The 18945-nt window shown below is 72.2% G+C and carries 14 protein-coding genes; 10 read left to right on the top strand and 4 right to left on the bottom strand.

The window, feature by feature from the left end; translation table 11 throughout:
* Nucleotides 1–50: 50 nt before the first annotated feature.
* On the top strand, nucleotides 51–1484 hold the full coding sequence (locus ACIRSU_RS13695) for a sugar porter family MFS transporter (RefSeq protein ID WP_403791712.1): 1434 nt from the start codon (nucleotides 51–53) through the stop codon (nucleotides 1482–1484).
* A 76-nt stretch (nucleotides 1485–1560) separates the two neighbouring features.
* On the opposite strand, the gene ACIRSU_RS13690 is transcribed toward ACIRSU_RS13695, so the two are convergent.
* Together ACIRSU_RS13690 and ACIRSU_RS13685 are read right to left on the bottom strand one after the other, a co-directional pair.
* Nucleotides 1561–2586 (bottom strand): LLM class flavin-dependent oxidoreductase, encoded by a 1026-nt coding sequence (locus ACIRSU_RS13690; RefSeq protein WP_403791710.1) that lies wholly within the window; start codon nucleotides 2584–2586, stop codon nucleotides 1561–1563.
* A gap of 51 nt (nucleotides 2587–2637) precedes the next feature.
* Nucleotides 2638–4092 (bottom strand): cytosine permease, encoded by a 1455-nt coding sequence (locus ACIRSU_RS13685; RefSeq protein WP_403791708.1) that lies wholly within the window; start codon nucleotides 4090–4092, stop codon nucleotides 2638–2640.
* Nucleotides 4093–4179: 87 nt separating this feature from the next.
* Between ACIRSU_RS13685 and ftsY the strand changes: the two genes are divergently transcribed.
* Nucleotides 4180–5421 (top strand): signal recognition particle-docking protein FtsY, encoded by a 1242-nt coding sequence (gene ftsY, locus ACIRSU_RS13680; protein ID WP_403791706.1) that lies wholly within the window; start codon nucleotides 4180–4182, stop codon nucleotides 5419–5421.
* 91 nt (nucleotides 5422–5512) lie between these two features.
* On the opposite strand, the gene ACIRSU_RS13675 is transcribed toward ftsY, so the two are convergent.
* Nucleotides 5513–6166 carry a bifunctional DNA primase/polymerase gene (locus tag ACIRSU_RS13675; RefSeq protein WP_403791705.1) on the bottom strand — a complete coding sequence of 218 codons (654 nt, stop codon included), beginning with the start codon at nucleotides 6164–6166 and terminating at the stop codon, nucleotides 5513–5515.
* Nucleotides 6167–6598: 432 nt separating this feature from the next.
* On the opposite strand from ACIRSU_RS13675, the gene ACIRSU_RS13670 reads away from it, so the two are divergent.
* From ACIRSU_RS13670 to ftsH, 6 genes are all read left to right on the top strand, one after another.
* Nucleotides 6599–8068 (top strand): hypothetical protein, encoded by a 1470-nt coding sequence (locus tag ACIRSU_RS13670; protein WP_403791703.1) that lies wholly within the window; start codon nucleotides 6599–6601, stop codon nucleotides 8066–8068.
* Between the two features lie 411 nt (nucleotides 8069–8479).
* A complete protein-coding gene (locus ACIRSU_RS13665) occupies nucleotides 8480–9838 on the top strand; it encodes an ammonium transporter (RefSeq protein WP_403791701.1) in 1359 nt (452 codons plus the stop codon).
* Nucleotides 9835–10173: a P-II family nitrogen regulator gene (locus ACIRSU_RS13660; RefSeq protein WP_128977495.1), complete on the top strand. Its 339-nt coding sequence runs from the start codon at nucleotides 9835–9837 to the stop codon at nucleotides 10171–10173. Before ACIRSU_RS13665 ends, ACIRSU_RS13660 begins: the two co-directional genes overlap by 4 nt.
* 87 nt (nucleotides 10174–10260) lie before the next feature.
* Entirely contained in the window at nucleotides 10261–12705 is a 2445-nt protein-coding gene (locus ACIRSU_RS13655) for a [protein-PII] uridylyltransferase (RefSeq protein WP_403791700.1), read from the top strand.
* 78 nt (nucleotides 12706–12783) lie between these two features.
* A complete protein-coding gene (ffh, locus tag ACIRSU_RS13650; RefSeq protein WP_403791699.1) occupies nucleotides 12784–14337 on the top strand; it encodes a signal recognition particle protein in 1554 nt (517 codons plus the stop codon).
* A 206-nt stretch (nucleotides 14338–14543) separates the two neighbouring features.
* Nucleotides 14544–16466 (top strand): ATP-dependent zinc metalloprotease FtsH, encoded by a 1923-nt coding sequence (gene ftsH, locus ACIRSU_RS13645; RefSeq protein WP_403791697.1) that lies wholly within the window; start codon nucleotides 14544–14546, stop codon nucleotides 16464–16466.
* Nucleotides 16467–16635: 169 nt separating this feature from the next.
* Here the strand turns inward: ftsH and ACIRSU_RS13640 are convergent, their stop codons facing one another.
* The gene (locus tag ACIRSU_RS13640) at nucleotides 16636–17373 is read right to left on the bottom strand and encodes a class I SAM-dependent methyltransferase (protein ID WP_403791696.1); all 738 of its coding nucleotides are present in this window, start codon (nucleotides 17371–17373) and stop codon (nucleotides 16636–16638) included.
* Between the two features lie 386 nt (nucleotides 17374–17759).
* Here ACIRSU_RS13640 and ACIRSU_RS13635 point away from each other — a divergent pair, with 386 nt between their 5' ends.
* Entirely contained in the window at nucleotides 17760–18353 is a 594-nt protein-coding gene (locus ACIRSU_RS13635) for a hypothetical protein (RefSeq protein WP_403791694.1), read from the top strand.
* Nucleotides 18354–18507: 154 nt separating this feature from the next.
* On the top strand, nucleotides 18508–18945 hold the full coding sequence (rpsP, locus tag ACIRSU_RS13630) for a 30S ribosomal protein S16 (RefSeq protein WP_403791692.1): 438 nt from the start codon (nucleotides 18508–18510) through the stop codon (nucleotides 18943–18945).

The raw sequence follows: 18945 nt of genomic DNA, 5'->3' as shown, positions 1-18945 counted from the left end.
GGCTCGCCCCCCACCGCCCGGCGACGCTGCCGGAGCCCCGAGGAGTCCTTGTGACCAGCACCGCGCAGGCGCCCACACCGCCTTCGTCCGAAGGCCGATCGGCCCATCCGGACCACATCGGACACGTCATCTTCATCACGGCCTCCGCCGCGATGGGCGGCTTCCTCTTCGGCTACGACAGCTCCGTCATCAACGGCGCGGTAGAGGCGATCCGCGACCGCTACGACATCGGGTCCGCAGGCCTCGCCCAGGTCATCGCCATCGCCCTGATCGGCTGCGCCATCGGCGCCGCCACCGCCGGCCGGATCGCCGACCGCATCGGCCGCATCAAGTGCATGCGCATCTCCGCCGTGCTCTTCGCCGTCAGCGCCGTCGGCTCCGCGCTGCCCTTCGCCCTCTGGGACCTGGCCCTCTGGCGGATCGTCGGCGGCTTCGCCATCGGCATGGCCTCCGTGATCGGCCCCGCCTACATCGCCGAGGTCGCCCCCGCCGCGTACCGCGGCCGGCTCGGCTCCTTCCAGCAGGCCGCCATCGTCGTCGGCATCGCCATCTCCCAGCTGGTCAACTACGGCATCCTCCAGCTCGCCGACGGCGAGCAGCGCGGCGAGATCGGCGGCCTGGAGGCGTGGCAGTGGATGCTCGGCGTGATGGTGGTGCCCGCCGTCCTCTACGGCCTGCTGTCCTTCGCGATCCCGGAGTCGCCGCGCTTCCTCATCTCCGTCGGCCGCACCGAGAAGGCCAAGGAGGTGCTCGCCGAGGTCGAGGGCCACGGCGTCGACCTGGACCGCCGGGTCGCCGAGATCGACCAGGCCATGCGCAGCGAGCACAAGTCCACCTTCAGGGACCTGCTCGTCGCCGGCCGCCGGTTCGCGCTGCTGCCCATCGTCTGGGTCGGCATCGGACTCTCCGTCTTCCAGCAGCTCGTCGGCATCAACGTCGCCTTCTACTACTCCGCGACGCTCTGGCAGTCCGTCGGCATCGACCCGTCGAGCTCGTTCCTCTACTCCTTCACCACGTCGATCATCAACATCATCGGCACCGTGATCGCGATGGTCCTGGTCGACCGCGTCGGCCGCAAGCCGCTCGCCCTCGTCGGCTCCGCCGGCATGGCGATCGCCCTCGCCGTCGAGGCCTGGGCCTTCTCCGCCGACCTCGTCGACGGCAAGCTGCCCACCACCCAGGGCGTCGTGGCGCTCGTCGCCGCCCATGTCTTCGTGCTCTTCTTCGCCCTCTCGTGGGGCGTGGTGGTCTGGGTCTTCCTCGGTGAGATGTTCCCGAACCGGATCCGCGCCGCGGCCCTCGGCGTCGCCGCCTCCGCCCAGTGGATCGCCAACTGGGCCATCACCGCCAGCTTCCCGTCGCTCGCCGACTGGAACCTCTCCGGCACCTACGTGATCTACACGATCTTCGCCGTGCTCTCGATCCCCTTCGTGCTCAGGTACGTCAAGGAGACCAAGGGCAAGGCGTTGGAGGAGATGGGCTAAACCCCGCTGCCCCTCTCCTCACACACGGAACTGCCCCGGACCGAGGCCCCATGCCTCGATCCGGGGCGGTACGTGTTCACAGCCGGGGCAGTACGGCGTCGCAGAACAGCCGCACGCTCCGCCAGCCCTCCTCCACCGGCATCCCGCCGCACAGCGGATGCAGCACCAGGCTCTCCAGCTCCCGCCCCAGCTCGGCGCACTGGTCCGGCGTCACCACCCGGTACACGCCCTCGGCCCGCAGCTCCGCCACCGTCGCCGCCGTCGACCGGACCGCCGAGCGGATGTCCTTCGACTGCCAGGAGGCATAGGTACGCGCCTCGTGCAGGAAGTGCTCCCCGTACTCCGCCCAGGTCCGCTCCGGATCCTCCGACACATGGAGCAGCGGGGTCTCGCGGGCCGGCATCATCGTCCAGCCCTCCGTCCCGTACGCGGCGCACTGCTCCTGGTAGTACGTCTCCAGCTCCGGCAGGTGCGCGCTGGGGAAGAACGGCAGCCCGAGCCGCGCCGCCCGCCGGGCCGCCGCCCGCGACGAGCCGCCGACCAGGAGCAGCGGGTGCGGCTGGGTGAAGGGCCGCGGGGTGATCCGTACCGTACGGCCCTGATACGTGAAGGGCTCGCCGGACCAGGCGGCCAGCAGCGTCTCCAGGAGCAGGTCCTGCAGCTTGCCGCGCCGTCCCCAGTCGACGCCGCGCTCCTCGTACTCCTCCGGCCGGTAGCCGATCCCGGCGACCGTCACGAGCCGGCCCGCGCTCAGCAGGTCCAGGACCGCGATCTCCTCGGCGAGCCGCAGCGGGTCGTGCAGCGGCCCGATGATCGCCGAGACGGTCACGGCTATCCGCCCGCCCGTCGCCCGACCACCACCCCTCACCGAGGCGCTGCGCGCCGCCCCTCCCGTCGTCGCCCCGAACACCGCGCCCGCGAAGGCGAAGGGCGAGGGCAGCCAGTTGTTGACGGCGCCGTGGTGCTCCTCGGTCTGCACGGTGTCGACGCCGTGCGCGTCCGCGTATACGGCCATCTCGACGGCGGCCCGGTAGCGGGCCGAGAGGGAGACCGGATCGGCGTGCGGGTCGACGAGGTTGAACCGGACGACGGTGAACGGCATGGAAAGTCCCCCTCCGCTGGATGTCGGAGAGGGACGTTAGCTGACGTGGCGTCAGATGGAAACGGTCTCGCGGGCCGGGACCGGCTCCACCGGAACCTTCTCGGGAGTGCGCGGCAGCACCGCGTACAGCACCGCCGCCAGCACGATCGTCGCCGCCCAGCCGAGCCCGTTCCGCCCGATCCAGGACGAGGCCAGCGGCCCGGCGAACCAGTCGACCTTCGTGAACAGCAGGCCCACCACCAGGGCCACGCCCCACGCCGTCATCGCCTGCCAGGCGAAACCGCCCCGGTACCAGTACGCGCTGGTCCGGGTCGTGTCCATCAGCGCCGCCGCGTCGTACGACCTGCGGCGCAGCATGTCCACGCCGAAGACGCCGATCCAGGCCGAGAACGCCACCGCGAGCAGCGTCAGGAAGGAGATGAACGAGCCGATGAAGCTGCTCGCCACGACCATCAGCAGGAAGCCGAAGACCAGGCTGATCACCGCGTTCACGCTGACCGCCGCCGCCCGTGGCACCTTGATGCCCAGGGTCTGCGCCGTGAAGCCGGCCGAGTACATCGACATCGAGTTGATCAGCAGCATCCCGATCAGCGCGATCAGCAGATACGGCACCGAGATCCACATCGGCAGCAGCTCGCCGATGAACGACACCGGGTCCTGCGCCGAGGCCAGGTCCGGCGTCGACACCGCCATCACCGCGCCCATCAGCACCATCGGGAGCACCACGATCCCGGCGCCGCCGACGGTCGAGCCGACCACGCCCTTCGAGGAGGCGGTGCGCGGCAGATAGCGGGTGAAGTCGGGGCCCGACGGCACCCAGCTGATGCCGCCCGCCGCGATCGTGCCGATGCCGGCGACCAGCATGGCCGTCGAACCGGCCGGCTTGGCGAAGACCGCCGACCAGTCGGTGTCCGCCACCAGATAGGCGAGGACCAGCACCGAGAAGGCACCGAAGAGGTACGTGGACCACTTGCTGCACACCCGCAGCGCGTTGATCCCGAGCCCGGACACCAGGAACGTGAGCGAGACGAAGACCAGCAGCGTCACCACGATCAGGAACGTGTTCGACTTCACGCCGAGAAGCAGGTCGAGGACGGTGAGCACCGCGTACGCGCCCGCCACCGCGTTGATCGTCTCCCAGCCCCAGCGCGCCACCCAGATCAGCGCCCCGGGAAAAAGGTTTCCGCGCTGACCGAACACGGCCCGCGACAGCGCCATGCCGGGCGCCCCACCGCGCTTGCCCGCGATCGAGATCACACCGACGATCCCGTACGAGAGCACCGGCGCGACCGCCGCCACCAGCAGGACCTGCCAGAAGTTCAGGCCGTTGAAGACGACCAGGCCGGCGCCCATCGTGAGCAGCAGCACACTGATGTTGGCCGCCACCCAGGTCGGGAACAGCTCGCGGACCCGGCCGGTCCGCTCGGCGTCGGGGACGGGTTCGAGGCCGCGGCTCTCCAGGGCGCCGCCGTTCGGCGCGCCTTCGGACTCGGACACGTGGGGCATAGGGGTACTCCGTCGTACAGATGTGGGGGAACCACCTAGCGTACGTGCTCCGCGTTCCGCCGCCGCGTGGCCGATACTGGTGCGGTTATGGAACTCATCCTTGCTGTAGTCATCGCTCTGGTCGTCGCGGTCGCCGTGACGGGCGGGCTCGTGGTCAGCGGCCGCAAGAAGAAGCAGCTGCCGCCCGCCCAGCCGCCGTCCACCGCCCCGACCATCACCGCTCCGCCCGCCGAACCGCACGTCGGCGACGAGGCGGAGACGCCGCGGGAAGAACCACGCCGCACCGTCGAGGAGGTCGAGCTCCCGACCGCGACCGAGGCCGCCGAGGCCCCGGTCGTCGTCGAGGAGCCCGTCGCCGAGCCGGTCGCTCCCGAGGCGCCCGCCGCTCCCGAGATCGAGGTCCCGGAGCCGACCGCCGGACGTCTCGTACGGCTCCGGGCCCGGCTCGCCCGCTCCCAGAACTCGCTCGGCAAGGGGCTGCTGTCGCTGCTGTCCCGCGAGCACCTCGACGAGGACACCTGGGAGGAGATCGAGGAGACCCTCCTCACCGCCGACGTCGGCGTCGCCCCCACCCAGGAGCTCGTCGAGCGGCTGCGCGAGCGCGTCAAGGTGCTCGGCACCCGCACCCCCGAGGAGCTCCGCGGGCTGCTGCGCGAGGAGCTGATCGCCCTCCTCGGCGCCGACCTCGACCGTGCGGTGAAGACCGAGAGCCCGGAGGACACCCCGGGCGTCGTGATGGTCGTCGGCGTCAACGGCACCGGCAAGACCACCACCACCGGCAAGCTGGCCCGGGTCCTGGTCGCCGACGGCAAGTCCGTCGTCCTCGGCGCCGCCGACACCTTCCGCGCCGCCGCCGCCGACCAGCTGCAGACCTGGGGCGAGCGCGTCGGCGCCCGCACCGTGCGCGGCCCGGAGGGCGGCGACCCGGCGTCGATCGCCTTCGACGCGGTCAAGGAGGGCATCGCCGAGAAGGCCGACGTCGTCCTCATCGACACCGCCGGCCGGCTGCACACCAAGACCGGCCTCATGGACGAGCTCGGCAAGGTCAAGCGCGTCGTCGAGAAGCACGGCCCGCTCGACGAGGTGCTGCTCGTCCTCGACGCCACCACCGGCCAGAACGGCCTCATCCAGGCCCGCGTCTTCGCCGAGGTCGTCGACATCACCGGCATCGTCCTGACCAAGCTCGACGGCACCGCCAAGGGCGGCATCGTCGTCGCCGTCCAGCGCGAGCTGGGCGTCCCGGTCAAGCTGGTCGGCCTGGGCGAGGGCCCGGACGACCTGGCCCCGTTCGAGCCGGGCGCGTTCGTCGACGCCCTGATCGGCGACTGACCCGCCTCCGCACGGTGTACGAGAAGGGCCCCTGCCGCAGCTCAACGGCAGGGGCCCTTCTCCGTGACCGGACCCGGTCGGCGGCCGCCGGTCAGTAGTGGGTGCGGTGGCAGATGTACGCCAGCGTCCCGAGCAGCAGCCGCGCCTGGGGCGGCGCGCCCGCCGTGTCCAGCGTCGGCGGCCGCAGCCAGCGCACCGGCCCGTGGCCGCCGAGATCCGAGGGCGGGGCCGTGATGTGCGCGCCCGCGCCCAGGCCGTGCAGGTCGAGGCCGGCGTCGTCCCAGCCCATCCGGTACAGCAGCTGCGGCAGCTCGGCCGCCGCGCCCGGGGCCACGAAGAACCGCGCCCGGCCCGTCGGCGTCGCGCACACCGGCCCCAGCGGCAGGCCCATGCGCTCCAGCCGCACCAGCGCCCGGCGGCCCGCCGCCTCGGCGACCTCGATCACGTCGAAGGCCCGGCCGACCGGCAGCATGATCGCCGCGCCCGGGTACTCCGACCACGCCTTGGTCGCGACGTCGAGCCCCGCGCCCGCCGGGACCGGCTCGGCGAAGGACAGCGGGTGCGCCCCCGGAGCCGTACAGCCGGGATCGCCGCAGGAGCACCGGCCGGCCATCGCGCGCGCCCCCGGCACCGCGTCCCAGCCCCACAGGCCCGTGTACTCCGCCACCGCGGTGCACTCATTGGTGCGTACGCGGCGACGCGAGCCGGACCGCATCTCACGAATGCCGCCGATCGTGAAGCCCATGCCCCCTCCAACGGGTCGAACGCGCCGGTGGTTACGGACCGGAGGAGCACCGCTACCGTCCGCCACGGTCCCGCGCCGGTCGTTCCCTCGGCAGGGGCGTGCGGTCGTGCGGCGGGTGGTGCGAACCGTCACGCGCGCCTCCTCGCGCTCCGGTTCACCGACCCCGTCCTGTCACATGTCAAGTGAATCGTGTTCCCCGCGCGGCGAGTTCATTCGAAGGGGTGGCGAATGGTGGCGTTTCTTGAAACGCCATGCCCGGACGGGTGATCGTAGGATTACCTTCGGTACACGAACCCGGGGTGTTTTGCACGGTTGGGTATGCCGGAGGCAACCCGGTTTTCTGTTCGGAGGAGTAGAAACGCCGGACGAGCACCGCGAAACACGGCATCCTGTCAGGGGTTCGCAAGGCATCAGGTGGATGGGGGCGTTCCAGTGGGCGGCAACGGCGCAGACGGTACGACTGCCGGCAAGCGCCCCAACGAGCAGCTGAGCTCGTGGTTCGTGCGCAGCGGCTGGTCGAAGGGCGAACTGGCGCGCCAGGTGAACCGCCGGGCACGCCAGATGGGCGCGCACCACATCTCCACCGACACCTCCCGGGTGCGCCGCTGGCTCGACGGCGAACAGCCCCGCGAGCCCATCCCGCGGATCCTCTCCGAGCTGTTCTCCGAGCGCTTCGGCTCCGTCGTCGCCGTCGAGGACCTCGGCCTGCGCACCGCCCACCAGTCGCCGTCCGTGTCCGGCGTCGACCTGCCCTGGGCCGGCCCGCAGACCGTCAACCTGCTCAGCGAGTTCTCCCGCAGCGACCTGATGCTCGCCCGCCGCGGCTTCCTCGGCTCCTCGCTCGCGCTCGCCGCCGGCCCCGCCCTCATCGAGCCCATGCAGCGCTGGCTGGTGCCCACCCCGGTCGGCGAGCCGCAGCCCGCGCCCGCCGAGGACCGGCGCACCCACCGGCTCTCCCCGGTCGAGCTCGACCTGCTCGAATCGACCACGGCGATGTTCCGCCAGTGGGACGCCCAGTGCGGCGGCGGACTGCGCCGCAAGGCCGTCGTCGGCCAGCTCCACGAGGTCACCGACCTGCTCCAGGAGCCGCAGCCCGGCGCCGTCGCCCAGCGCCTCTTCAAGTGCGCCGCCGAACTCGCCGAACTCGCCGGCTGGATGAGCTACGACGTGGGCCTCCAGCCCACCGCCCAGAAGTACTTCGTGCTCGCCCTGCACGCCGCCAAGGAAGCCGGTGACAAGCCCCTCGGCTCGTACATCCTCTCCAGCATGAGCCGCCAGATGATCCACCTCGGCCGGCCCGACGACGCCCTCGAACTCATCCACCTCGCCCAGTACGGCAGTCGGGACTGCGCCACACCGCGCACCCAGGCCATGCTGTATGCGATGGAGGCCCGCGCCTACGCCAACATGGGCCAGCCCTCCAAGTGCAAGCGGGCCGTGCGGATGGCCGAGGACACCTTCTCCGACGTCGGCCTCGACGGCGAGCCCGAGCCCGACTGGATCCGCTTCTTCTCCGAGGCCGAGCTCAACGGCGAGAACTCGCACTCCTACCGCGACCTCGCCTACGTCGCCGGACGCTCCCCGACCTACGCCTCGCTCGCCGAGCCCGTCATGGAGCGGGCCGTCGAGCTCTTCGAGAAGGACCCCGAGCACCAGCGCTCGTACGCCCTCAACCTCATCGGCATGGCCACCGTCCACCTGCTCAAGCGCGAGCCCGAGCAGTCCGTGGTGCTCGCCGAGAAGGCCCTCGGCATCGCCCGCAAGGTCCGCTCCGAGCGGGTCAACACCCGGCTGCGCAAGACCGTCGACACCGCCGCCCGCGACTTCGGCGACGTCGCCGAGGTCGTCCACCTCACCGACCGGCTCACCTCCCTGCTCCCCGAGACCGCGGAGGCCGTCTGAGCGTCGCGCTCAGCACCGCAAAGACCCCGGCCGCGCCGGCCGTCCCGTAACCCCGACTCGGCTCCCCCGCCGCACGGACACACGGACGGCCGACGCGGCCGGCTTGCGTGTACGGGCGTCCGCCCCGCGTCCGCCCGCGTTCACCCGTGTCCGGCAGCGCCCGCCTGCGTCCACCCGCGCCCGCCCCGCGTCCAGCGGTGGCCGGCGGCGCCCCGGCCGTTCACGGCCGCGTAACACGCCCGGCGCCTTCGTCACTGCGGCGAAACATCGAGCGGCATCGGCGGAAACCGGCCTGCGCGAATCTCTGGCGCATAACCGGCCCCCGGCCCCGGCCCCCCTCACGGCCCGCGGCCCGGCCCCGCCCCCTCGGCCCCGCCCCGCACAGGCCGCAACGACGACGAGGAGACGCCGATGGCAGCAGCCATCACGACCCTGGCAGCGGACGCGCCCACGCTGTCCGCCGCCAACACCGGGTTCATGCTCATCTGCTCCGCCCTGGTCATGTTGATGACCCCGGGCCTCGCCTTCTTCTACGGCGGCATGGTCCGAGTGAAGTCCACCCTCAACATGCTGATGATGAGCTTCATCAGCCTCGGGATCGTCACGATCCTGTGGGTGCTCTTCGGCTTCAGCCTCGCCTTCGGCACCGACATCGGTTCCGTCCTCGCCTGGTCCTCCGACTACGTCGGCCTCAGCGGCATCGGCCTCACCGAGCTCTGGGACGGCTACACCATCCCGGTGTACGTCTTCGCCGTCTTCCAGCTGATGTTCGCCGTGATCACCCCGGCCCTCATCAGCGGCGCCCTCGCCGACCGGGTCAAGTTCAGCGCCTGGGCCCTCTTCATCACGCTGTGGGTCTCGATCGTGTACTTCCCGGTCGCGCACTGGGTGTGGGGCACCGGCGGCTGGCTCTTCGACATGGGCGTCATCGACTTCGCCGGCGGCACCGCCGTCCACATCAACGCCGGTGCCGCGGCCCTCGGCGTCATCCTCGTCATCGGCAAGCGCGTCGGCTTCAAGAAGGACCCGATGCGCCCGCACAGCCTCCCGCTCGTGATGCTCGGCGCCGGACTGCTCTGGTTCGGCTGGTTCGGCTTCAACGCCGGCTCGTGGCTCGGCAACGACGACGGCGTCGGCGCCGTCATGTTCGTCAACACCCAGGTCGCCACCGCCGCCGCCATGCTCGCCTGGCTCGCCTACGAGAAGCTCCGCCACGGCTCCTTCACCACCCTCGGCGCCGCCTCCGGCGCCGTCGCCGGCCTCGTCGCCATCACCCCGTCCGGCGGCTCCTGCTCCCCGCTCGGCGCCATCGCCATCGGCGCCATCGCCGGTCTGCTGTGCGCCATGGCCGTCGGCCTGAAGTACAGGTTCGGCTACGACGACTCCCTCGACGTCGTCGGCGTCCACCTCGTCGGCGGTGTCGTCGGCTCCCTCCTCGTCGGCCTCTTCGCCACCGGCGGCGTCCAGTCCAAGGCCAAGGGCCTCCTCTACGGCGGCGGCTTCGAACAGCTCGGCAAGCAGGCCGTCGGCGTCTTCTCCGTCCTCGCCTACTCGCTGATCGTCTCCGCCGTCCTGGCGTTCGTCATCGACAGGACGATGGGCATGCGGGTCAGCGAGGACGACGAGATCTCCGGCATCGACCAGGTCGAGCACGCCGAGACCGCGTACGACTTCAGCGGGGCGGGCGGCGGCATCGCCGGACGCACCACCTCCGCCGCCACCGCATCCGTATCGACATCGGCTGAGAACAAGAAGAAGGTCGACGCATGAAGCTGATCACCGCGGTCGTGAAGCCGCACCGGCTCGACGAGATCAAGGAGGCCCTGCAGGCCTTCGGCGTCCACGGGCTCACCGTCACCGAGGCCAGCGGATACGGCCGCCAGCGCGGCCACACCGAGGTCTACCGCGGCGCCGAGTACACCGTCGACCTCGTCCCCAAGATCCGCATCGAGGTCCTCGTCGAGGACGACGACGCCGAACAGCTCATCGAAGTCGTCGTGAAGGCCGCCCGCACCGGCAAGATCGGTGACGGAAAGGTGTGGAGCGTCCCGGTCGAGACCGCCGTACGCGTCCGCACCGGCGAACGCGGACCGGACGCCCTGTAGAGCGACCGAGCCCGCGCCGAGCTCGTCCCGCGCCGAGCTCGTCTTCGCGCCGAGCTTGTCCTGCACCGAGCTTGTAAGGAGCCGCTGGTGACCCACATCGACGTGCGTGACGACACCGAAGACACCGGACCCAGCGGCTACGCGGCGGCCCGGCTGCGCCTCCTCGACCAGGAGGAGCGGCCCGGGCCGCCGCGCCGCGCCGCCCTCGCCCGCCTCACCGACAGCTGGCTCGCCGGACTCTTCGAGGCCGCCGCACCCCCGCCCGGCACCGCCCTCGTCGCCGTCGGCGGCTACGGGCGCGCCGAACTCTCCCCGCGCAGCGACCTCGACCTGCTGCTCCTGCACGACGGCAGCGCCGACGCCCGCGCGATCGCCGCCCTCGCCGACCGCATCTGGTACCCCGTCTGGGACCTCGGCCTCGCCCTCGACCACTCCGTCCGCACCACCACCGAGGCCCGCGGGACCGCCGGCGAGGACCTCAAGGTGCAGCTCGGCCTCCTCGACGCCCGCACCGTCGCCGGCGACACCGCCCTCGCCACCGCCCTGCGCAGCACCGTCCTCGCCGACTGGCGCAACCAGGCCACCCGCCGCCTCCCCGAACTCGCCGAGCTCTGCCGCGACCGCGCCGAACGCGCCGGCGAACTCCAGTACCTCCTCGAACCCGACCTCAAGGAAGCCCGCGGCGGCCTCCGCGACGCCCAGGCCCTGCGCGCCGTCGCCGCCTCCTGGCTCGCCGACGCACCCCGCGAAGGCCTCGACGAGGCCCGCCGCCGCCTCCTCGACGCCCGCGACGCCCTCCACCTCGCCACCGGCCGCGCCACCGACCGGCTCGCCCTCCAGGACCAGGACGCCGTCGCCGACCGGCTCGGCCTGCTCGACGCCGACACCCTGCTGCGCGAGGTGTACGAGGCCGCGCGCACCATCTCGTACGCCTCCGACGTCACCTGGCGCGAGGTCGGCCGCGTCCTCAAGGCCCGCGCCGCCCGCCCGCCCCGGCTGCGTTCCCTGCTCGGCGGCCGCGCCGGGAAACCGGTCGTCACCCGCACCCCGCTCGCCGAGGGCGTCGTCGAGATGGACGGCGAGGCCGTCCTCGCCCTCACCGCCCTCCCCGCACGCGACCCCGTCCTCCCACTGCGCGCCGCCGCGGCCGCCGCCCAGGCCGGACTCCCGCTCTCCCCGCACGCCGTACGCCGCCTCGCCGCCGCCGCGAGCCCGCTGCCGGTGCCCTGGCCCGCCGAGGCCCGCGAGGACCTCGTCACCCTCCTCGGCGCCGGCGAGTCCACGGTCCCCGTCTGGGAGGCGCTGGAGGCCGAAGGGATCATCAGCCGCCTGCTGCCCGACTGGGAACGCGTCCGCTGCCGCCCCCAGCGCAACCCCGTCCACACCTGGACCGTCGACCGGCACCTCGTCGAGACCGCCGTCCGCGCCGCCTCCCTCACCCGCCGCGTCCACCGCCCCGACCTCCTCCTCGTCGCCGCCCTCCTCCACGACATCGGCAAGGGCTGGCCCGGCGACCACTCTGTCGCCGGCGAGACCATCACCCGCGACCTCGCCACCCGCATCGGCTTCGACCGCGCCGACGTCGCCGTCCTCGCCACCGTCGTCCGCCACCACCTGCTCCTCGTCGAGACCGCCACCCGCCGCGACCTCGACGACCCCGCCACCGTCCAGACCGTCGCCGCCGCCGTCGGCACCCAGAACGCCCTGGAACTCCTGCACGCCCTTACCGAGGCCGACGCCCTCGCCACCGGCCCCGCCGCCTGGTCCGCCTGGCGCGCCTCCCTCGTCGCCGACCTCGTCAAACGCGTCTCCGGCGTGCTCGCGGGGGAGGAGCCGCCCGACCCGGAGGCCGCCGCGCCCAGCGCCGAACAGGAACGGCTCGCCATCGAGGCGCTGCGGACCGGGGAACCCGTCCTGACCCTGCACGCCCACGAGCCGACGGCGGAGGCCGAGGAGCCCGAGCCCGTCGGCGTCGAACTCCTCGTCGCCCTCCCCGAACGCCCCGGCGTGCTCCCCGCCGTCGCCGGCGTCCTCGCCCTGCACCGCCTCACCGTCCGCGCCGCCGACCTGCGCGCCGTCGCCCTGCCCCGGGAAATCGGCGACGGCCCGGTGCTCGTCCTGGACTGGCGGGTCGCCGCCGAGTACGGCTCGCTCCCCGAGGCCCACCGGCTGCGCGCCGACCTCGTCCGCGCCCTCGACGGCTCCCTCGACGTCCCCGCCCGCCTCGCCGAACGCGACGCCGCCTATCCGCGCCGCCGCGGCGTGGCCGCCCCGCCGCCCCGCGTCACCGTCGCCGCCGCCGAATCCCGCCTCGCCACCGTCCTGGAGGTCCGCGCCCAGGACGCCCCCGGCCTGCTGCACCGCATCGGCCGCGCGCTGGAGGGCGCCGAGGTCAGGGTGCGCAGCGCCCACGTCTCGACGCTCGGCGCGAACGCCGTCGACACGCTGTACGTGACGCGGCCGGACGGCTCGCTGCTCGGATCGGAGGAGGCGGCGGGGCTGGCGAAGACGCTGGAGGAGGCGCTGCGGTGACCGGGCGCCCACCCGGTCCCGTACGGGCCGGATACCCTTGGGTGACTGCCCACCCCGACCCGAGGAATCGCGACCACCGTGTTCGATACGCTTTCCGACCGCCTCAGCGCGACTTTCAAGTCCCTCCGGGGTAAAGGTCGCCTCTCCGAGCAGGACATCGATACCGCGGCTCGGGAAATCCGTATCGCCCTCCTCGAGGCCGACGTCGCCCTGCCGGTCGTCCGGGCGTTCATCAAGAACGTCAAGGAGCGGGCCCTCGGCGCCGAGGTCTCCAAGGCGCTGAACCCCTCGCAGCAGGTCATCAAGATCGTCAACGACGAGCTGGTGAGCATCCTGGGCGGCGAGACCCGCCGCCTGCGGTTCGCCAAGACCGCGCCGACCGTGATCATGCTCGCCGGTCTCCAGGGTGCCGGTAAGACCACCCTCGCCGGAAAGCTCGGCGTCTGGCTCAAGGCCCAGGGCCACACCCCGCTGCTCGTCGCCTGTGACCTCCAGCGCCCCAACGCCGTCACCCAGCTCTCGGTCGTCGCCGACCGCGCCGGCGTCGGCTTCTACGGGCCGCAGCCGGGCAACGGCGTCGGCGACCCGGTCCAGGTCGCCAAGGACTCGATCGAGTACGCGCGCACCAAGCTCTTCGACGTCGTCATCGTCGACACCGCCGGCCGCCTCGGCATCGACCAGGAGCTGATGCAGCAGGCCGCGGACATCCGCGACGCCGTCAGCCCCGACGAGGTCCTCTTCGTCGTCGACGCCATGATCGGTCAGGACGCGGTCAACACCGCCGAGGCCTTCCGCGACGGCGTCGGCTTCGACGGCGTCGTCCTCTCCAAGCTCGACGGCGACGCCCGCGGTGGTGCCGCGCTCTCCATCGCGCACGTCACCGGCAAGCAGATCATGTTCGCCTCCAACGGCGAGAAGCTGGACGACTTCGACGCGTTCCACCCGGACCGCATGGCGTCCCGCATCCTCGGCATGGGCGACATCCTGTCCCTCATCGAGAAGGCCGAGCAGACCTTCAGCCAGGAGGAGGCCGCCAAGGTCGCCTCCAAGCTGGCCTCCAAGAAGGGCCAGGACTTCACCCTCGACGACTTCCTGGCCCAGATGGAGCAGGTCCGTCGGATGGGCTCCATCTCCAAGCTCCTCGGCATGCTGCCCGGCATGGCGCAGATGAAGGAGCAGATCAACAACATCGACGAGCGCGAGGTCGACCGCGTCGGCGCCATCATCAAGTCGATGACCCCGGCCGAGCGCCAGGACCCGACGATCATCAACGGCTCGCGCCGCGCCCGTATCGCCAAGGGTTCCGGTGTCGAGGTCAGCGCCGTCAAGGGCCTGGTCGAGCGGTTCTTCGAGGCGCGCAAGATGATGTCGCGCATGGCGCAGGGCGGCGGCATGCCGGGCATGCCGGGGATCCCGGGCATGGGCGGCGGCCCCGGCCGGCAGAAGAAGCAGGTCAAGCAGGCCAAGGGCAAGCGCAAGAGCGGCAACCCGATGAAGCGGAAGGCCGAGGAGCAGGCCGCGGCCGAGCGCCGCGAGCAGGCGCAGGCCGGCGGCGCGTTCGGACTGCCGGCGGCGGGCGAGGGCCCGGGCGAGTTCGAGCTCCCGGACGAGTTCAAGAAGTTCATGGGCTGAGTCCCCGGAAATCCCGGAGCCCCGGAGTCCGTGGAGTCTCCGGAGTTCTCGGAGTCCCCGGAGCCTCGGAGTCCCCGGAGTTCCTCAGGGGCCCGCGGCGGTACGAAACCGCCGCGGGCCCCTTTTCATCAGGTCGGCCCGCCCGTAATGCCGTGATCGTCCCGCTCTTCGATACTGGGGCCACTGCCAGCCCCCGAGGAGAGCCCGTGGCCAACTCCGTGCCCCCGCGCGAGCGGACCGACCAGCCCTGGCGCTCGGAAGGGGCCCCGCCGCCCCCGCCGCCGAAGAAGAAGATGCCCGGCGGCTGGGGCGGGCTCATCCTCACGGCGCTCGTCGTCTACCTGATCGCCAACCTCTTCCTGTCCTTCTTCAACAAGGGCGACGAGGCGACCATCTCGTACACCGAGTTCGACAAGCAGGTCGCGGCCGGCAACGTCACCAAGATCTACTCCAAGGGCGACGCCATCCAGGGCCAGCTCAAGAACAAACAACCCGTCCCGAACGGCGACCGCGACTACACCAAGTTCAAGACCCAGCGGCCCGCCTTCGCCGACGACCAGCTGTGGACGCAGCTCACCAAGAACAACGTCGTCGTCACCGCCGAACCCGTCGTCCAGGAACGCAGCTTCCTCGCCAACCTGCTGATCTCCCTCGCCCCGATGCTGCTGCTCGTCCTCCTGTGGGTGTTCATCGCCCGACGGATGAGCGCCGGCATGGGCGGCGCCGGCGGCATGCTCGGCCGCAAGGCCCCGCCCAAGCCCGTCGAACTGGCCGAGGGCGGCAAGCGCACCACCTTCGCCGACGTCGCCGGCATCGACGAGGTCGAGGGCGAGCTCAACGACGTCGTCGACTTCCTGAAGAACCCCGGCGCCTACCGCGCCATGGGCGCCAAGATGCCCCGCGGCGTGCTGCTCGCCGGCCCGCCCGGCACCGGCAAGACGCTGCTCGCCCGCGCGGTGGCGGGGGAGGCGGGCGTGCCCTTCTTCTCCGCCTCCGCCTCCGAGTTCATCGAGATGATCGTCGGCGTCGGCGCCTCCCGGGTCCGCGAACTCTTCGCCGAGGCCCGCAAGGTCGCCCCCGCGATCATCTTCATCGACGAGATCGACACCATCGGCCGGGCCCGCGGCGGCGGCGCCGGCATGGGCGGCCACGACGAACGCGAACAGACCCTCAACCAGATCCTCACCGAGATGGACGGCTTCACCGGCTCCGAGGGCGTCATCGTGCTCGCCGCCACCAACCGCGCCGACGTCCTCGACCCCGCCCTCACCCGGCCCGGCCGCTTCGACCGGATCGTCCACGTCAACCCGCCCGACCGCGGCGGCCGCGAGGCCATCCTCAGGATCCACACCCGGGAGATCCCGCTCGCCCACGACGTCGACCTCCAGCACGTCGCCAAGACCACCCCCGGCATGACCGGCGCCGAACTCGCCAACCTCGCCAACGAGGCCGCCCTCCTCGCCGTCAAGCGCCAGCAGCCGGCCGTCACCCGGTCCGACCTCTCCGACGCCCTGGAAAAGGTCCAGCTCGGCGCCGAACGCCCCCTCGTCATGCCCGCCGAGGAACGCCGCCGCACCGCCTACCACGAGAGCGGCCACGCCCTGCTCGGCATGCTCCAGCCCGGCGCCGACCCCGTCCGCAAGATCACCATCGTGCCGCGCGGCCGCGCCCTCGGCGTCACGTTGTCCACACCCGAGTCCGATAAATATGCCTATACGGAGGATTATCTGCGCGGCCGGATCATCGGCGCCCTCGGCGGCATGGCGGCCGAGCAGGTCGTCTTCGGCGTCATCACCACGGGCGCCGAGAACGACCTGGAACAGGTCACCAACATCGCCCGCGGCATGGCCGGCCGCTGGGGCATGAGCGAACACGTCGGCCGCCTCACCGCCATCCCCGGCGACGCCCAGCAGGCGTACGGACTCTCCGCCGCGCCCGCCACCCTCGACCGCGTCGACGCGGAGATGCGCCGGATCGTCGACGAGTGCTACGAGAGCGCGCTGCGGCAGCTGCGCGAGCACCGCGACAAGCTCGACGCCCTCGCCGACGCCCTCCTGGAGAACGAGACCCTGGAGGAGGCGGAGGCGTACCGGGTGGCGGGCATCCCGCGGCTCGACAAGGAGAGCTGACGCCGAAACCCGCGCAGAGCTGACGTACTGCGGGGAAACCCGCGCGGAGCTGACGTACTACCGCCGTTCCCGCACCCGGTTCAGGCAAACGCGGTTCACGGGGGCCCGCGGCCCGGTTCGCGCGAACCCGGTTCACGGGAGCCCGGTTCACGCGACCCGGTTCACCGGCCTACGGCACCCGCGCCACCACGTACCGGAACACGTTCGGCATCCACACCGTGCCGTCCCGGCGCGCGTACGGCTCCAGGGCCTCCAGGAGCTCCTTCTCGACCTGGTCCGGGTCGGTCACCCGGACCGCCGCGTCGAACTCGCCCGTCGACAGCAGCCCGCGCACCGCGCTGTCCCGGTCCGCGTAGCCGAACGGGCACGCCACCCGGCCCGAGCCGGACGGCCGCAGCCCCGCCCCGCCGACCGCCTCCGCCAGGCGGTCCCGCAGCGCGTCGTGCTCCGCCGCGTGCCAGCCCGCGAGCCGCGCCGCGACCCGCCGCACCGACGCCGTCGCGCAGCGCTCGGGCGGTCCCCAGCCGGCCACCACGACAGCCGCGCCGGGTTCGGCCAGACGGGTGACGTCGGCCAGCCCCGCCGCCCCGTGGAACGCGGTGATCACGTCGTACGGGCCGGCCTCCCGTACCCCCGTGTCCGCCGGGTCCGTGCCCAGCGGCGTCCCGGGCAGCCGCTCCGCGGCCAGCGCCAGGCGCGCGCGGTCCCGGTCGACGCCGGCCACCCGCGCCCCCCGCGCCGCCGCCATGAGCAGGGCGAGGCCGGAGCCGCAGCCCAGGCCGAGCACCCGCGACCCGGCGCCCACGCCGAGCCGGTCGTACACCGCCTCGTACAGCGGGACGAGCATGCGTTCCTGGATCTCGGCCCAGTCGCGCGCGGGGTGGTGCGGGACGAGCGTAGGTGTCATGGAAAGCGCCCCAATCCGTGCCTGACGACAACCCCCTGGACAGCCCCCCGTAGCCAGGGAACTGCGCATCGCGGCCCCCGTCCAGTGCTCGCGGCCGACGGACCCCGGCCAACCTTCGTACGGCCCCCGGCCAACCTCCGCGCGCGGGCCGCCCGGAGACGGGGGCCACGGTCCGGAACGGGCGCACGACCCGGTACTGTCCCTCCCACGCCCGTCCCTCCGCACCGCCCCCCGCGTGCGTGACCATCCCGCGCGCCGGGGCGTATGCGCCGTACGTACGAGACGTACCGGCTCCCCACACCTCCGCACCGACTGACGGGTACGTGCAAAATATTTGAGTTGCCCCGGAATGGAACCCGGAGGGGATCCGCGTCGTTGTACCCGACGTGAGCACGACACCACCTGTCCTCGCCGCAGAACTGGCGCAGGCGTGGGCCGACATTCAGCGGCACCACCCCGAGCTGCCGGACCTTGCCGCGCCCGAGTCCCTGATCGGAGAGTCCTCGTCCGCCTGTGGCGCCGAGCTCTCCTTCGAGCGACTGCTCCACGAGGCAGTCCATGGCATCGCCGCCGCCCGAGGCGTCCGCGACACCTCCCGCGCCGGCCGCTACCACAACCGCAGATTCCTGGCGATCGCCGAGGAGCTGGGCCTGGACCATCCCGAGGAACCGCACGCCAGCAGCGGCTTCTCCCTGGTCACCCTGAACGCGGAGGCCAGGCGCCGCTACCGGCCCACCATCGAGCGGCTGCAGCGCGCTCTCAAGGCCCACACGGTCGCGACCGCCGCCGACACCAAGCGCACCTTCCGCGGACCGGCCGCCCGGCACGGCTCCTCCGGAGGCGGCGTGCGGGTCAAGGCCGTCTGCGACTGCGGGCGGAACGTGCGCGTCGTCCCGTCCGTGCTCGCCCAGGCGCCGATCGTCTGCGGCGGCTGCGGCAAGCCCTTCCGGATCCCGGAGACGGTGGGCGCCGCAAGCTGAGGCCCAGGCGTGTGGCACAATGGCTAGCTGTACTCGACAGTCGCACAGGACCCCTCTCTCCTCCGGCTGACGCGTCCATCGGGCACCCGAGTACCGCAACCCCACGTGGCATCTCAAGTGCCCAACCACGTCAAGTTCAGGAGACACCACTCCAGTGGCAGTCAAGATCAAGCTCAAGCGTCTCGGCAAGATCCGCCAGCCGCACTACCGCATCGTCGTCGCCGACGCCCGCACCCGCCGTGACGGTCGCGCGATCGAAGAGATCGGCATCTACCACCCGACGTACAACCCGTCGCGTATCGAGGTCGACTCCGAGCGTGCGCAGTACTGGCTGTCCGTCGGCGCCCAGCCGACCGAGCCGGTTCTCGCCATCCTGAAGCTCACCGGTGACTGGCAGAAGCACAAGGGCCTCCCGGCCCCGGAGAAGCCGCTGCTCGCCCCGGCGACCAAGGAAGCCAAGCGCGCCACCTTCGACGAGTTCGCCAAGGCTCTCGAGGGCGACGACGCCAAGGGTGAGGCCATCACCCCGAAGGCCAAGAAGGCCAAGGCGGACGAGGCTGAGGCCGAGTCCACCGAGTCGACCGAGGCCTGA

This window comes from Streptomyces sp. NPDC101160 (genome assembly GCF_044768205.1).
Lineage (GTDB): Bacteria > Actinomycetota > Actinomycetes > Streptomycetales > Streptomycetaceae > Streptomyces.
This window is presented reverse-complemented; position numbering and strand designations above follow the sequence as displayed.